11 protein-coding genes and 1 tRNA gene are annotated in these 13194 nt (G+C 72.5%); 7 read left to right on the top strand and 5 right to left on the bottom strand.

All coding sequences use genetic code 11. The features are described 5' to 3' along the window. Positions 1-13 precede the first annotated feature (13 nt). Positions 14-937: a galactan export ABC transporter permease subunit Wzm/RfbD gene (wzm, locus tag ABD223_RS03260; RefSeq protein ID WP_344034305.1), complete on the bottom strand. Its 924-nt coding sequence runs from the start codon at positions 935-937 to the stop codon at positions 14-16. A gap of 107 nt (positions 938-1044) precedes the next feature. Here wzm and ABD223_RS03255 point away from each other — a divergent pair, with 107 nt between their 5' ends. Then, positions 1045-2328 carry a polysaccharide pyruvyl transferase family protein gene (locus tag ABD223_RS03255; RefSeq protein ID WP_344034304.1) on the top strand — a complete coding sequence of 428 codons (1284 nt, stop codon included), beginning with the start codon at positions 1045-1047 and terminating at the stop codon, positions 2326-2328. Positions 2329-2485: 157 nt separating this feature from the next. Here ABD223_RS03255 and ABD223_RS03250 read toward each other — a convergent pair whose 3' ends face one another. Next, positions 2486-3025, bottom strand: coding sequence for a bacterial proteasome activator family protein (locus ABD223_RS03250; protein WP_344034303.1), 540 nt, complete (start codon positions 3023-3025; stop codon positions 2486-2488). Between the two features lie 113 nt (positions 3026-3138). Here ABD223_RS03250 and ABD223_RS03245 point away from each other — a divergent pair, with 113 nt between their 5' ends. After that, positions 3139-4338 carry a cysteine desulfurase-like protein gene (locus ABD223_RS03245; protein ID WP_344034302.1) on the top strand — a complete coding sequence of 400 codons (1200 nt, stop codon included), beginning with the start codon at positions 3139-3141 and terminating at the stop codon, positions 4336-4338. Between the two features lie 13 nt (positions 4339-4351). Further along, positions 4352-4993 (top strand): class I SAM-dependent methyltransferase, encoded by a 642-nt coding sequence (locus ABD223_RS03240; protein WP_344034301.1) that lies wholly within the window; start codon positions 4352-4354, stop codon positions 4991-4993. Between the two features lie 64 nt (positions 4994-5057). On the opposite strand, the gene ABD223_RS03235 is transcribed toward ABD223_RS03240, so the two are convergent. Then, positions 5058-6026 (bottom strand): NAD(P)H-quinone oxidoreductase, encoded by a 969-nt coding sequence (locus tag ABD223_RS03235; protein ID WP_344034300.1) that lies wholly within the window; start codon positions 6024-6026, stop codon positions 5058-5060. A gap of 56 nt (positions 6027-6082) precedes the next feature. On the opposite strand from ABD223_RS03235, the gene ABD223_RS03230 reads away from it, so the two are divergent. Both ABD223_RS03230 and ABD223_RS03225 read left to right on the top strand, forming a co-directional pair. Continuing rightward, the gene (locus ABD223_RS03230; RefSeq protein WP_344034299.1) at positions 6083-6715 is read left to right on the top strand and encodes a GNAT family N-acetyltransferase; all 633 of its coding nucleotides are present in this window, start codon (positions 6083-6085) and stop codon (positions 6713-6715) included. 77 nt (positions 6716-6792) lie between these two features. Next, positions 6793-8322, top strand: coding sequence for a M28 family metallopeptidase (locus ABD223_RS03225; protein ID WP_344034298.1), 1530 nt, complete (start codon positions 6793-6795; stop codon positions 8320-8322). Between the two features lie 814 nt (positions 8323-9136). Here the strand turns inward: ABD223_RS03225 and ABD223_RS03220 are convergent. Both ABD223_RS03220 and ABD223_RS03215 read right to left on the bottom strand, forming a co-directional pair. Then, a tRNA-Ser gene (locus ABD223_RS03220) sits at positions 9137-9221 on the bottom strand. 18 nt (positions 9222-9239) lie between these two features. Then, the gene (locus ABD223_RS03215; protein ID WP_344034297.1) at positions 9240-9710 is read right to left on the bottom strand and encodes a MarR family winged helix-turn-helix transcriptional regulator; all 471 of its coding nucleotides are present in this window, start codon (positions 9708-9710) and stop codon (positions 9240-9242) included. 134 nt (positions 9711-9844) lie between these two features. On the opposite strand from ABD223_RS03215, the gene ABD223_RS03210 reads away from it, so the two are divergent. After that, entirely contained in the window at positions 9845-11566 is a 1722-nt protein-coding gene (locus ABD223_RS03210; protein ID WP_344034296.1) for a bifunctional metallophosphatase/5'-nucleotidase, read from the top strand. A 521-nt stretch (positions 11567-12087) separates the two neighbouring features. Then, on the top strand, positions 12088-12990 hold the full coding sequence (gene ypfJ, locus ABD223_RS03205) for a KPN_02809 family neutral zinc metallopeptidase (RefSeq protein ID WP_344034295.1): 903 nt from the start codon (positions 12088-12090) through the stop codon (positions 12988-12990). Positions 12991-13194: the final 204 nt, after the last annotated feature.

Below are 13194 nucleotides of genomic sequence, written 5' to 3'. Positions count from 1 at the left end.
TTCGAGGCCTCACTCAGACCCAGTAGGAAACGCGGGCACGGTAATTGCGCATGGCGACCAACGCCAGTGTCCACCCGACGAGGGTGAACGCGCCCACCACGACCCAATGGTGCCAGTCCTGGGCGTGGCCCAGCATCGGCGCGCGGACGATCTCCACGAAGTGGTAGATGGGGTTCAGCTCGGCGATCAGCACCCGCCAGTCGCCGCTCCCGCCGTCGCCGCCCTGGGTGAACCTGTTGAGCACACCCACGTGCCACACGATCGGCGTCATGAAGAAGACGAGGTTGATGAAGCTGTGGATGACCGGGGGGATGTCGCGGAACCGGGTGCTGATGATGCCGAACAGCAGCGCGATCCACACGGCGTTGACCGCGAGCAGCACGAAGCCGGGGATCGCCAGCAGGGCCGACCACGAGAGGCCCGGGTGGAGGAAGTCGTCGCCCTCCATCTTGTAGGGCTTCGCGAGCTCCGGGAAGAAGATGGCCACCACGATGACGTAGACGGCCAGGTTGTGCATGAAGAACAGCACCTGGCGCCACACCATGCGCAGCACGTGCACGGTGACCGGCGCGGGCAGGTGCTTGATCAGCCCCTCGTTGGCGATGAACACCTCGGTGCCCTCGGTGACGACGCCGACGATGAAGTTCCAGATGACGAAGCCCGCGGTCACGTACGGGAGGAACGTCGGCACGTACTGGCCGAACAGCTGTGAGTACAGCAGGCCGAGCGCGAGCGCCGTGGTCCCCATCGAGATGGTGATCCACAGCGGACCGATCACCGAACGGCGGTAGCGCTGCTTGATGTCCTGCCAGCCCAGGTGCGCCCACAGCTCACGCTGGTGCCATGCGTCACGCACGTCACCGAACGCCCGCGCGAAGGTGCGCGAGTTGGGTGCAGGGGGAGCCTCTGGCCGGTCGACCGTACTCGTGGGTTGCACGGTGTGTGAGACTACCGGCGGTAGCGCGTATCCCGACATTGGGAGGCACCGCAGCCCGAGTGCGTGACCTTGTTGGGATCATTCCACCGCATATCTACCATCAGCGCGTGACTGAAACCCCGAGGATGTCCTCCTCCCCGTGGGCCGGAGCGACCATCTACCTCGTCGGGACTTCCGGGTTCCCGAACTACGGTGATGAGTTGATCACCGCTACGTGGTTGCGCTACCTGGCCACCGCGGCCCCCGAGGCGGACGTGTGGGTGGACTGCGCCAGTCCCGGCCCCGCGACCGTGCTGCTCGGCGACCTGCACCCGCGGGTGAAGTTCGTCGACACGCTGTGGCGGCTGTGCTGGGAAGCGCCCTCCGACGAACCGTGGGAGGTCGCCTCGTGGGTTCAGCACGCAGTGGAGTTCCCCGGTCACGCCCCGCGATGGGTGCAGGCCATCGAGGTGCTGCACCGCGCGGACGTCGTGCACGTCATCGGCGGCGGCTACGTCAACGCCATCTGGCCCCGCCACGTCGGGCTCGTCGCGGGCGCAGCGGCGGCGGCGCGGCGCTCGGGCGGCCGGGCCGTGATGACCGGTCAGGGCCTCTACCCGGCGGCGCCGCAGGCGACGTCGCTGCTGCGCAAGCTCGTCGAGCGGTTCGACGTGGTCGACGTCCGCGACGACGCGTCGGCGGAGCTGCTCGACGCCGCCGGGACCGAGAACGTCCGCAAGACCGTCGACGACGCCTTCATGGGGCTCGGCACGCACCTCTACAGCAAGGAGGAGGAGCTGCCGGAGTTCATGCTGTGCATCCAGTCCGACCTGATCGAGGTGCCGCGGCCCGCGCTGGCCTCGCTGGTCCTGGACACCCTGCGGTCCTGGGGCGCGACAGCGGGCGACATCGGCTTCGTCGAGGGCATCCCGAGGGTGGACCGCGAGGTCTACGGCCTGATCGAGCACGAGCTGCCCGGCGTGCGCTTCTTCCCGTTCTCCGACATCTGGCGCGACGGGCTGCCGGTCAGGACCGGCCAGAAGTGGCTGTCGACCCGCTTCCACCTGCACATGGTCGCCGCGGCCGCCGGGGCGAGCGGGGTCGCGGTGAGCGTCCGCCCGGACTACTACGCGACCAAGCACCGGTCGCTGATCGACCTCGGCTCGTCCTGGTCGATGACGACCGACGTGACCGACGTGCCCGAGCCGCCCACCGCCGGCGGGTACGCGCCCGAGCTGCTCGCCAAATACCGCGAGACCAAGCTCGACCTGGCCGGCCGGATCTACGTGCCGCCGGTCCGGCCGGAGCCCGAGCCGCCCGCCGAGGAGGTCCCCGCGCCCGTCGCCGAGGGCGACGGGGGCAAGCCGCGCGGGCTGCGCGGGATGGCGTCCCTGTGGGGCGCGTTCAGCTGAGCCCACCCCGGCCGGGCCCGCCTCGGGGACCCGGGCGGTCGAACCGGCCGCCCGGGTCCGGAGCCGCTCCGCCCTGCGCGGGCGCGCCACCCCGGGGCCACCGGCGGGCGCGGTCCGGCCGGTGACCTCGGAGGCCCTCAGGCGGCCGCGGACGTCCTCAGAGGTACTGGCCGGTGCCCCGCGGGTTCGCGCCGGGGACCTCGCCCGCTCCGCCCGGACCGGCGGGCAGCGCCCGGCCCCGCATCTGCTCCAGCTGCACCCGCGCCGCCATCTGCTGCGCGAACAGCGCCGTCTGGATGCCGTGGAACAGGCCCTCCAGCCACCCCACCAGCTGGGCCTGCGCGACCCGCAGCTCCGCGTCCGACGGGGTCCCCTCCTCCGTGAACGGCAGCGACAGCCGCTCCAGCTCGTCCCGCAGCTCCGGCGCCAGGCCGTCCTCCAGCTCGTCGATCGACCGCTTGTGGATCTCCTTGAGCCGGTTCCGGCTGGCCTCGTCCAGGGGCGCGGTCCTGACCTCCTCCAGCAACTGCTTGATCATCGTGCCGATCCGCATGACCTTCGCCGGCTGCTCGACCAGGCCGGTCACGTCCTGGCCGCCCGCGTCGTCACCGGAACCGACCGGCATCCGCGCGGCGCCCACGGGCGTCCCGTCCGGGCCGACCACGACCACGTGCCGCTCGTTCTCCTGCTCGCTCATGCCCTCCATCCTGGCTCGATGGGGGCCCGAGGGGCGAACCGGGTCACGGATCGGGTGGCAAACCCGCAGCCCCTGCTGTCGGCGCGGCGGACCTCCTCCGTACGGTGTGCGGCATGGCGTTCGACGTCGCACGAGTCCGCGGCCTGTTCCCCGCGCTCGGCGACGGCTGGGTTCATCTGGACGCTCCTGCGGGGATGCAAGTACCCGAACAGGTGGCCACGGCCGTCTCCACCGCGCTGCGCGCACCCGTCTCCGGGCCGGGTGGCATATTCCCTGCCTCGCAACGCGCCGAGGCCATCGTCGACGCGGCTCGGCGGGCCGTCGCGGACCTGGTGGGCGCGGATCCCGCCGGGGTCGTGCTCGGGCCCAGCTCCGCGGTGCTGCTGCAACGGCTGTCCGACGCGCTGTCCGACACCTGGTTCCTCGGGGACGAGGTCGTGGTGTCGCGCCTGGACCACCCGGCCAACATCGCGCCGTGGCAGCGGGCCGCGCAGCGCACCGGCAGCGTGGTGCGGTGGGCCGAGGTCGACATCGAGACGTGCGAGCTGCCCGCGTGGCAGTACGACGAGCTGATCACGCCCAAGTGCAAGCTGGTCGCCGTCACCGCCGCGTCCGGCTCCGTCGGCACCCGCCCGGACCTCCGCAAGATCGCCGAGGCGGCCCGCCGCACGGATGCCCTGGTGGTCGTGGACGCCTCCTCCGCCGCGCCGTTCGTGCCGCTGGACGTCACGTCGATGGACGCCGACGTGGTGGCGGTCTCGGCGAACAACTGGGGCGGGCCGCCCGTGGGCGCGCTGGTGTTCCGCGACCCGTCCATGCTCGACCTGCTGCCCTCGGTGGCCGTCGAGCCGGGCGCGCGCGGCCCGGAGCGCCTGGAGCTGGGCCCCCACGCCTACCCGCTGCTGGCCGGCCTGGTCGCCTCGGTCGAGTACCTGGCGGGCCTCGACGACGCGGCCGTCGGCCCCCGGCGGGAGAGGCTGCTCACGTCACTGCGGTCCGTGAAGGCCTACCAGGCCGGTCTTCTGGCTAATCTCATCAACGAACTGCGATCACTCCGTCACGTCATGGTGATCGGGGACGCGATGCGGCGGGTGCCCGCCCTGGCGTTCACGGTGGCCGGCGTGAAGGCGACCGACGGCGTCGAGCACCTGTCCGAGCGCGGCGTGTGCGCGTTCGCCGATTCGGGGCAGCACGGCGTGTTCTCGGTGCTGGGGGTGGGTGAGGTCGGCGGGGCCATCCGCGTCGGGCTCGCCCACTACACGAACGCGGTCGAAGTGGACGAGCTCGTGCGGGCGGTCGCCGAGCTGGGGTGAGGGGCGGTGCCGGGTGGACGACCTGCTGTCTCGGGAGCTCGCCGACCTGGCCGCGCTGCACCGCCTCGCGCCGTTGATGTCGGAGTACCTGCCGACCACGGCGCAGGAGCTGAGGCCCGCCGCGCTGGCCGCCGTGGTCGACGAGGTGCTGCTCGGCTCGCGCACGGTGGTGGTGGAGTGCGGCTGCGGCGCGTCCTCGGTGGTCCTGGCCCGGCTGCTGGCCCGCCGCGGCTTCGGGCACCTGCTGTCCGTCGAGCACGACGAGCGCACCGCCGCGTTCGTGGCGAGCCAGCTGCGGCGCGAGGGCCTCGGCCACGTCGCCCGGGTCGTCCACGCGCCGCTCTCACCCCACCCGGCGGCCCTGGGCAACGGGCAGTGGTACCACCCGCAGCTGGTGCACGACGAGGTGTCGGCGTTCGTCGAGCGGTACGGCCTGGTGGACCTGCTGCTCGTGGACGGGCCCCTGCTGGGCGACGCGCGCTACCCGGCGCTGCCGGTCTTCCGGGGCGTGCTGGCGCCCGGCGCGGCGGTCCTGGTCGACGACGCGGAACGGCCCGGCGAGCAGACGGTGCTGGTGCGGTGGGCCGACGAGTTCGCCCTGCGCTTCCGCACCACCCCGCGCACGTTCCTGGCCACCGCGACGGCGCTCGACTGACCGGCGGCGGCCCGGCCCTCAGACCGGGCCCGGCCCGGCCCTCAGACCGGGCCCGGCCCGGCCCTCAGACCGTCAGCACCACCTTCCCGAACACGTCCCCGCCCTCCAGCGCCCGGTGCGCGTCCGCGACCCGTTCGATCGGCAGCACCCGGTCCACGACCGGCTTGACCAGCCCGTCCGCGACCATCGGCCACAGGTGCTCCCGCACCTCCGCGACGATCCGGCCCTTCCCGTTCGGCCCGTCCACCGGCCGGAACCGCAGCCCGGTGCCGCTCACCGTCCCCCGCTTCGCCAGCAGCTTCCCGATGTTCAACTCGGCCTTCACCCCGCCCTGCATCCCGATGACCACCAGCCGCCCGTCGGGCGCGAGCACGTCCACGTTCCGGTCGAGGTAGGCCGCGCCCATGTTGTCCAGCACCACGTCCGCCCGGCCGACCTCGGCGACGAAGTCCTGCTCGCGGTAGTTCACCAGGACGTCCGCGCCCAGCTCGGCGCACCGCGCCAGCCGCTCCGCCGACCCCGCCGTCACCGCGACCCGCGCGCCCAGGGCCTTCGCCACCTGGATCGCGTGCGTGCCGATGCCGCCCGCGCCGCCGTGCACCAGGAACGTCTCGCCGGCCGACAGCCGCGCCAGCATCACCACGTTCGACCACACCGTGCACGCGACCTCCGGCAGCGACGCCGCCGTCACCAGGTCGACGCCCCCGGGCAGGGGCAGCAGCTGCGCGGCGGGCGCCGCGACCAGCTCCGCGTACCCGCCGCCGGCCAGCAGCGCGCACACCTCGTCGCCGACCCGCCACCCGGTGACCCCCGGGCCCAGCGCGGCGACCGTGCCCGAGCACTCCAGGCCCGGCACGTCCGTGGTGCCCCTCGGCGGCGGGTAGTGGCCCTGGCGCTGGAGCAGGTCGGCCCGGTTCACGGCGGTCGCCGCGACCCTGACCAGCACCTCACCGGGCCCCGGTTCGGGGTCCCGCACCTCCGTCCACGCCATCGCGTCCGGCCCGCCGGGTTCCCGAGTGGTGATCGCTCGCATGGGCCCGACGGTAATCCGCCGGCACGCCCACCGCGCGGTCGCCACCATCGACGGGCATGAACCACTGGCCGTTCCACGACCTGGTGCTGCGCACGCCGCGCCTGGAGCTGCGCCCCGACGACGACGAGGGGCTGCTCGAACTGGTCGACCTGGCGCTCGACGGCGTGCACCGGCCCGACTGGACCCCGTTCGGCGTGGCCTGGACCGACGCGCCCCGGGAGCTGATCCCGCGCAACACCCTCCAGTTCCACTGGCGCGTGCGCGCGACCCTGTCACCGGCGAACTGGACGCTGAACTTCCTGGTCAGGGCCGAGGGGAAGGTCATCGGCTCGCAGGGGCTCGGCGCCGACGACTTCGCGGTGCTGCGCGAGGTCACGACCGGGTCGTGGCTCGGGCTGGCGCACCAGGGCGAGGGCTTCGGCACCGAGATGCGGGCGGCCGTGCTGGCGTTCGCGTTCGACCACCTCGGCGCGCTCACGGCGCGGTCGAGCGCGTTCGACGACAACCTGCCGTCGCTGGGCGTGAGCCGCAAGCTCGGCTACCGGCCGGACGGCGGGTTCGTGCAGATCAGGCGTGGCGAGCGGGCCGCGCAGACGCGGCTGCTGGTGACCCCGGGGACGTTCCGCCGGCCCGACTGGGAGCTGGGGGTGAGCGGCGTCACGCCGTGCTTGCCGCTGCTCACGGGCTGAGAACCCGACGACCGACGGATTGATTTGACGCCTGCCGCTTGTGAGGGTGCCTCATCCGAGTGAAGGGGAACTCGATCATGTCAGCACGAACCGGGATCCGGCGCGCGGCGGTCCTCGCCGCGTCGGCCTCCCTCATCCTGGTCGCCGTCCCGACCGGCAACGCCGCGCCGGCGAAGCTCGACGGACCGCAGTTGGCCAAGAAGCTCACCAAGAGCGTCACCCTGGACGGGGTCAACCGCCACCTGATCGCCTTCCAGCGCATCGCCGACCGCACGGGCGGCTCGCGCGCGGCGGGCACGCCGGGCTACGACGCGAGCGTCGAGTACGTCGCCGGCAAGCTGCGCGGCGCCGGGTTCGACGTCACGACGCCGGAGTTCACCTACCCGGTCCAGATCACCGACGCGGCCGTCGCCGAGGTCGGCTCCACGACCTACGAGAACATCCCGCTGGAGTTCTCGCCGCAGACCCCGGTCGGCGGCGTCACCGGCCCGCTGCGCGTGGTCCCCGCGAGCGACGCCACGCCGGGCTGCGAGGCCGCCGACTTCGGGGGCCAGGACTTCACCGGCGCGATCGCCCTGGTCCCGCGCGGCGCCTGCACGTTCGACGTCAAGCACCGCAACGCCGCCGCGGCGGGCGCGGTCGCCGTGGTCGTCTCCAACAACGCCGAGGGCACCCTCGCCGGCGTCACGCTCGGCGCGCCCGGCGTCGTGCCGACCGGCGGCGTGACCCGCGCCGACGGGGCGGCCCTGGCCGCGCGGGCGGGCGAGCCCGTCACGGTCGACCTGCGCTACCACGAGGAGGAGCGCGTCTCGCGCAACGTCGTCGCGCAGACCAGGACCGGCCGCAAGGACAACGTGGTCGTCGCGGGCGCGCACCTGGACAGCGTCGAGGTCGGCGCGGGCATCAACGACAACGGCACCGGCTCGGCGGGCCTGCTGGAGACGGCCCTCCAGCTCGGCAGCTCGCCGAAGGTGGGCAACGCGGTGCGGTTCGCCTGGTGGGGCGCCGAGGAGCTGGGCGTGATCGGCTCGGAGAAGTACGTGCGGTCGCTGACGTTCGAGCAGCAGCTCGACATCGCCCTGTACCTGAACTTCGACATGATCGGCTCGCCGAACGCGGCCTACTTCGTCTACGACGGCGACGACTCCGACGGTGTCGGCGCGGGCGAGGGCCCCTACGGCTCGGCGCAGATCGAGCAGGCCTTCGTCGACTACCTGGAGGTCGAGAAGGGCGTCCCGACCGAGGGCACCGACTTCAGCGGCCGCTCGGACTACGGCGAGTTCATCGCCAACGGCATCCCGGCCGGCGGCCTGTTCACCGGCGCGGAGGGCGTCAAGACGGAGGCCCAGGCAGCCAAGTGGGGCGGCACGGCGGGCGTCGCCTACGACCCGAACTACCACGGTCCGGGGGACGACCTGGGCAACGTCGACCGCAAGGCGCTGGACCGCAACTCCGACGCGCTCGCGTGGGTGACGGCGTCGTACGCGATCAGCACCGAGGACGTCAACGGCGTCCCGCCGCGCGCGAAGCGGGCGGAAACCCGCGCCGCGGCGGCGCGCTCCCCGCACGTCGAGGAGCACCACCACTCGCACGCCGACGTGGCGTGACGACCTGAGCGGACGGGGCCGGTCTGCCGCGGAGGACCGGCCCCGCCCTCGTCGTGCGGACGTCGTCGGCCGCCCGGCCGCCCGGCCACCCGGCCATCGGCCTGACCACGACGCGTGCGCGATCCTCGACCTGTTTTCGGAGGCTCGGGGCCCGCGGAGCGCATCCGGTACCCGGACGAGGCGGACAGCTACGACCACCGCCCCGACGTCAAGTTCGGGAAGCCCGCTCCCGATTCGCCCGAGGAGCTGAAGGCCGTGGACCCGGGCGACGGGCCAGCGGTCTACCCGGGCGACGAGTGCCGCGGGGAGCACGTGTTCGACGTCCCGCTGACCGACGAGCACAGCCTCGCGTTCATCTACGCCGGCGTGGCGAAGGGCGAGCCGCACCGCCGCGGGAGTGGTGGGAGGAGCACATCTGCGCGGCCACCCCGGACCTGGTCCGACAGCCGGCCCCCGGGGTTGCGCGACCTGCCCCGCCACCCGGGGACCCGTGCGCGGCCGCGAACCGGGCCACCGAGTCCGGGGACGCCAGGTGGAGGAACCCCGAGCCCGACCCGAACCAGTCCTCCCACACCTGCCGCACCACGTCGGGCGTGATGGCGACACCCCTCCCGAGCAGCGCGGCGAACGACCCGGCTTCCGACTCGTACTCGTCCGCGGGCGCGCAGCGCGGGGTTGTGGGCGGCACGGGGCACCTGCCCGATCCTCCGGTTCGCGGGGCCGCCGGAAAGCACGTGAGACCACGAACGAGACTGCGTGCCCAGCGGGACGACCCACCGGCTGGTAGGCCACCCTGTTCCCGCTGCTCAAGCTGCGGAAGCGGAGGGATTTGAACCCCCGGACGGTTGCCCGTCTCCCGCTTTCAAGGCGGGTGCATTCGGCCGCTCTGCCACGCTTCCCGGTGTGCCGGCAGCAGGCTACCCGTCCATCCCCCGCAGGTGCGCGATGACCCGGTCGAAGACCTTCGCCAGCACCTCCTGCTCCTCCCTCGACAGCAGGTCGATCATGTGCGCCCGCACCCCCTCCACGTGCGTGGGCGCGGAGCCCTCCAGCACCGCCACGCCCCTGTCGGTCAGCTCGGCGAACACCCCGCGCCCGTCCTCGGGGCACTCGCGCCGCCGGAGCAGGCCCTCGCGCTCCATCCTGGCCACCTGGTGCGACACCCTGCTCTTGGACGACGCCACCTCGTCCGCCAGCTGCGACATCCGCATCCGCCGCCCCCGGCGTTCGGACAGCCGCACCAGCACCTCGTAGTCGGCCAGCGACACGCCGTGCCGCTCCTGCAACTCGCGGTGCAGGCGGTCCTCCAACATCGACGCCCCGACCACGTAGTTGCGCCAGGCGCGCATCTCCCCGGCGTCCAGCCAGCGCGGTTCCTGCTCAGTCACGCCACCAGGCTATGCCCGCACATCTCCGTTAACGGACGATCCACTCACATGTCTGGTGCGCGTCAGCTCCGCGAGGCAAACTCCTCCGCCGTAGCGCGCCCTCCTACCGGGGCGCAGCCAGGGAGGACCCCCACATGACCTCGTTGAACCGGCGTGTCGCCGCGCTCGCGGCGACGGCCGCGGCGGCGCTCGCGGTGACCGTCGCGCAGATACCGGCACAGGCCGACAACAAGCCGTCACGCACGGTGGACGTGCGGTTGATCGGCATCAACGACCTGCACGGCAACATCGAGCCCCCGACCGGTTCGTCCGGTCGGGTGACGCTGTCCGACGGCACCCAGGTGGAGGCGGGTGGCGCGGCGTACAACGCCACCCACATCAAGCGGCTCCAGGCCCAGGTGCGCAACTCCGTGATCGTGGGCCAGGGCGACCTGATCGGCGCCTCGCCGATCATCTCCGCGCTGTTCCACGACGAGCCGACCATCGAGGTCCTCAACCGGGTCGGCATGGACACCACCGCCGCCGGCAACCACGAGTTCGACGAGGGCTACCGGGAGCTGCTGCGCATGCAGCGCGGCGGCTGCCACCCGACCGACGGCTGCCAGTTCCGGGAGCGCTACGAGGGCGCCGACTTCCCGATCCTGGGCGCGAACGTGACGCTGGCAAACAAGCGGGGCCTGCCCGCGCTGCCCCCGTTCTGGGTGGAGTTCCGCGACGGCGTGCCGATCGGCTTCATCGGGATGCCGCTGAAGGACGTGCCGATCCTGGTCGACCCGAACGGGATCAGGGAGCTGGAGTTCGGCGACGAGGTCGCCGCCGCCAACCGCTACGCCGACCTGCTGAACTGGATGGGCGTCAAGTCGATCGTCCTGCTCATCCACCAGGGCGACAACACCTCGGGCGGCGGCCCCGACGACTGCCGCACGGTCGAGGGCGGCCCCGGCCGCAAGATCGCCGAGCAGGTCAGCCCGAAGATCGACGCGGTCTTCTCCGGCCACAGCCACCAGCACTACAACTGCACGGTCACCGACCCGGCCGGCAACCCGCGCCCCTTCATCGAGGGCCTGGCGTTCGGCCGCGAGCTGTCCGTGGTCGACCTGAAGATCGACAAGCGGACCCGCGAGGTCGTCCGCTCCGCCACGGTCGCCCGCAACCACGTGGTCACCAAGGACGTCGCCGCGGACCCGGAGGTCCAGGCGATCATCGACCTGGCCAAGGCGAAGTCCGGCCCGATCGCCAACCGCCGGGTCGGCACCATCGCCCAGGACGTCCTCCGGGCGCAGAACGCGGCGGGCGAGTCCCCGCTCGGCAACCTGATCGCGGACTCCCAGCTCGCCGCCACGCGGGGCAACGGCGCGGTGCTCGCGCTGATGAACCCGGGCGGCGTGCGCGCCGACCTGTCCTACGCCTCCTCGCCCGCCGGCGAGGGCGACGGCGTGGTCACCTACGGCGAGGCGTTCACCGTGCAGCCGTTCGGCAACATCCTCCAGACGGTCACGCTGAGCGGCGTCCAGCTCAAGGCGGCGCTGGAGCAGCAGTGGCAGGTCGTCAACGGCGCGCAGCGGCAGATCGTGCTCCAGCCGTCCCGGGGCCTGACCTACTCCTGGTCGGCGTCCGCGCCGATCGGCTCGAAGGTCTCGAACCTCGCCCTGGACGGCACGCCGATCGACCCCGCCGCGAGCTACCGGGTCACGATCAACAGCTTCCTCCAGGGCGGCGGCGACGGCTTCAGCACCTTCACCGGCGGCACGGACATCACCGGCGGCGGCATCGACCTCGACGCCTTCACCGCGTACCTGACCGCGAACCCGAACGTCGCCCCGCCGGCGCTCGGCCGCATCACCACCACGCCGTGACACCCGCGGTGAGCGGCCCGGCCACCGGGCCGCTCACCGTTCGCAACCGGCACGAATTGCATTTCACCAGTTCAGGGCTTTGCCGATGGCTTGCGGACGGGGCCGATCAGGCGCATCCTCGAAGGAGGACCTGCCGGCGGTGGAAAGCCCGAGCGAACCACCGGGGCACGCCCGGAAGGGACAGGTGGTGCGGTGCGGACAAGACCACGCGGTGACGAACCACGTTCGACCGCGACCCCGCGACCGGCACGGCCTCAGACCGTCCCGACCGCGAACGCGAGCGGCGAACACGGGGTTTCGAGCGCGCAACACCCCTGGTGACCTCGACGCGCTTGACGCTGTTGACCCGGTTGCCTCAGGGCGTCGTCTTCGAGGCGGCGCCGACCGAGGTCCACGCCAACCCCGCGGAGAACGGTTTCGCCACCTCCACAACTGGAAAACCCGGGTGCGGTGCCCCGACGTCGGGCTCCGCATCCGGGCTTTGGCGCGCCGGGCCCGGTCGGCCTTGCTGGGAGGACGCGGTGCAGTTCAACGAGAACGCCGAACTCGACACGTCGCAGGTCACCGACCAGCGCGGGGTCGGTGGCCGCGTCGCCCTCGGCGGTGGCGGGCTCGGCATCGTGGGCCTGATCATCTACTTCGTGCTGTCCCAGATCGGCGGCACCGGGCAGCTGCCCTCCGGCTCGGGCTTCGGCGACGTGGGCCGGGACCAGCAGGTCGGCTCCCAGGCCATCGCGGACAAGTGCCGGACCGGCGCGGACGCCAACCGCGAGATCGACTGCCGGGCGGTCGCGTTCATCAACTCCATCCAGGCGTTCTGGAGCGACCAGTTCGCCCGGTCGGGCCGCACCTACGAGCGCGCGCAGACCAACTTCTTCTCCGGCGGCGTGCAGACCCGCTGCGGCAACGCCACCTCCGCGGTGGGGCCGTTCTACTGCCCCGCGGACGGGCAGGTCTACATCGACCTGTCCTTCTACCAGGAGCTGGAGCAGAAGTTCGGCGCGGCGGGCGGCCCGTTCGTCGAGGCGTACATCCTCGCCCACGAGTACGGCCACCACGTGCAGAACCTCCTCGGCACCTCCGACCGGGTCGGCCAGGAGGCCGGTCCCACGTCCGGCTCCGTGCGGCTGGAGCTCCAGGCCGACTGCTACGCGGGCGCCTGGGCCAACCACGCGCAGAGCGTGCCGACCGGGTCCGGCAAGCCGCTGATCACCGGCGTGACGCAGGACGACGTGAACGCGGCGCTCGACGCGGCGGCCCGCATCGGCGACGACTACATCCAGAGCGAGCTGGGCGGCGGCCGGGTCGACACGACCCAGTTCACCCACGGCTCCTCGGAGCAGCGCCAGAAGTGGTACACGACCGGCTACGAGACCGGCGACCCGGCGCGCTGCAACACCTTTGACACCAACGACCTCGGCTGACACCAACGACCTCGGCTGACACCAACGACCTCGGCTGACACCGACGACCTCGGCTCCATCGAGGCCAGGGCGGTCGCCGCGTCCTCGGCCGGCGAACGGCGCAAAGCCGCTTGCGGTGCACAGAGGACCGCGATCGGTCCTCTGTGCACCGCATGGGCGCATTTCGGAAAATCCCCCCTGGTCCCGAAGGGCCTCCCGGTAGCT

Origin of the sequence: Saccharothrix xinjiangensis (assembly GCF_039527585.1) — a bacterium.
Taxonomy (GTDB): domain Bacteria; phylum Actinomycetota; class Actinomycetes; order Mycobacteriales; family Pseudonocardiaceae; genus Actinosynnema; species Actinosynnema xinjiangensis.
Note: the sequence above shows the minus strand (reverse complement) of the source record. Positions and strands in the feature narration are given on the sequence as shown.

What these genes read in the sequence shown, in the direction of transcription:
- ABD223_RS03230 (WP_344034299.1), top strand. Translation starts at nt 6,083, where the DNA reads ATGAACCACTGGCCGTTCCACGACCTGGTGCTGCGCACGCCGCGCCTG.
- ABD223_RS03235 (WP_344034300.1), bottom strand. Translation starts at nt 6,026, where the DNA reads ATGCGAGCGATCACCACTCGGGAACCCGGCGGGCCGGACGCGATGGCG.
- ABD223_RS03210 (WP_344034296.1), top strand. Translation starts at nt 9,845, where the DNA reads ATGACCTCGTTGAACCGGCGTGTCGCCGCGCTCGCGGCGACGGCCGCG.
- ABD223_RS03225 (WP_344034298.1), top strand. Translation starts at nt 6,793, where the DNA reads ATGTCAGCACGAACCGGGATCCGGCGCGCGGCGGTCCTCGCCGCGTCG.
- ABD223_RS03245 (WP_344034302.1), top strand. Translation starts at nt 3,139, where the DNA reads ATGGCGTTCGACGTCGCACGAGTCCGCGGCCTGTTCCCCGCGCTCGGC.
- ABD223_RS03250 (WP_344034303.1), bottom strand. Translation starts at nt 3,025, where the DNA reads ATGAGCGAGCAGGAGAACGAGCGGCACGTGGTCGTGGTCGGCCCGGAC.